This window comes from Dendrosporobacter sp. 1207_IL3150 (genome assembly GCF_036763085.1).
Taxonomy (GTDB): domain Bacteria; phylum Bacillota; class Negativicutes; order DSM-1736; family Dendrosporobacteraceae; genus JBAIYU01.
The window spans coordinates 1-1,907 of record NZ_JBAIYU010000016.1 but is presented as its reverse complement, the minus strand read 5'-3'; the positions used below and the strand labels follow the sequence as shown (position 1 = coordinate 1,907).

The window sequence follows — 1,907 nt, the reverse complement described above, 5'->3', positions numbered from 1 at the left end:
GTTGTTTGCCCCGAATGGGCAATAACTTGGTGGTGAGAGTCCACTACAGGCTTGGCAGTAGGAACTGTTAGCAGAGGGCAAGGGTGTCCGCCGTGAGGCGGAATCTGAAGTAAGCCTAATGCAAACCCTCGGTCTGACGAATAGAAACTACATATAAGGCATTTGCAGGGCGGACGAGTTTGCAACGCAAAACGAAGTCCAATACTGCCCGAACCCTGTGGTGTAAATGTAGCAGATATATGAGGGGAAGGTTATCGTTCTTAACGGGGGAGGTCTTGCAATGCTCCGAAAGACATTGGTAACCCCATGACACTTGGAGAACCCATGCAGTGATGTATGGCTCAATTGCAAGAAGTCAGCAGAGGTCATAGTACCGGAGAATTTTTTTTTACGGGAAGGACCGAACAATAGTAGTCTTTTGAACGAGAGGACGGTAAAGCAATGTTAAGAGAGCAGAAAACGGCGAAAGCCGGCTGCTGTTGCGAGGGTATGTTGGAAACAGAGAGTAGCAACGGAGCGCGGAGCATTGCTCAACTTGAAACCGCAGATGAAGACGGTGCAAATAGTTTGCTCGAGGACATACTGCATAGGGACAATCTCAACTCAGCCTACCTACGAGTAAAACGAAATGGCGGAGCGCCTGGCATTGACAAAATGACAGTAGACGAAATGTTACCCTATTTAAAGGAACATAAAGAAGAATTACTTAAAAGTATTCGAGGCGGCTGGTACAAACCAAAACCCGTAAGGCGAGTAGAAATACCAAAACCTGACGGAGGGAAGAGAAACCTTGGAGTACCGACGGTAATAGACCGAATGATACAACAAGCTGTGGTTCAAATATTGCAACCGATATTTGAACCACTCTTTTCCGAAAACAGTTATGGTTTTAGACCAGGGAGAAACGCCCACCAAGCGATGAAGAAAGCCGAAGAATATTACAAACAAGGCTATGTCAAAGTAGTAGACATAGACCTTGCAAAATACTTCGATACGGTGAATCATGACATTCTAATAGATAGGATTCGAGAAGTAATAAAGGATGAACAAGTTATAAAACTGGTACGCAAGTTCTTAAAGAGCGGCGTTATGGTGAACGGCCTGGTCAATCCAACAACGGAAGGTACACCGCAAGGCGGAAACCTCTCGCCACTTCTTAGCAACATATACCTAACCGCATTTGATCGAATGCTGGAAAGCAGAGGTCATAATCTTGTAAGATATGCGGATGACTGCAATATTTACGTCAAGAGCCAGAGAGCTGCCGAGCGAGTAATGACCAGCTGTACAAAATACCTTGAAAACAAATTAAAACTCAAGGTAAATCAAGAAAAGAGTAAAGCGGGAAGCCCGCTAAAACTTAAATTCTTAGGATTTTCCCTATTTAAAGTAGGGAAAGGAATGGGGATACGTCCACACGCCAAGTCGATAGAGAAATTCAAGAACAAGATCAGGAAATTGACGAGTAGAAGGCAAGCAAAGCCAATACCTGTAGTCTTAGAAAAGTTAAGGAAGTACACAATAGGATGGCTTGGCTACTATTCCATCGCAGAAATGAGTTCAAAGATGAAGTCTCTGAACGAATGGATACGAAGAAGGATAAGACAAATCTTCTGGAAGCAATGGAAGAAACCATCTGCTAGGTTCGAGAACCTTAAACGACTTGGTATACCAACGCAAAAGGCTAGAGAGTGGTCTTATTCCCGCCGTGGGTACTGGCGTATTGCCGATAGTTGGATATTACACAGGTCATTAACAAACGAATACCTCGCATCCATTGGCTATGATGACATAGCTAAAAGATACGAGGTAATGCACTTAAACTATTGAACCGCCGTATACGGAACCGTACGTACGGTGGTGTGAGAAGTCGGCTACTCAATTAATGGGTAGCCTCTTACTCGATT

General features: G+C 44.3%; 1 protein-coding gene. It reads left to right on the top strand.

The annotated features are described in order from the left end of the window. Positions 1–441: 441 nt before the first annotated feature. Complete coding sequence (gene ltrA / locus V6C17_RS08975; protein ID WP_333522240.1) at positions 442–1,830, top strand: group II intron reverse transcriptase/maturase; 1,389 nt, start codon at positions 442–444, stop codon at positions 1,828–1,830. Positions 1,831–1,907: the final 77 nt, after the last annotated feature.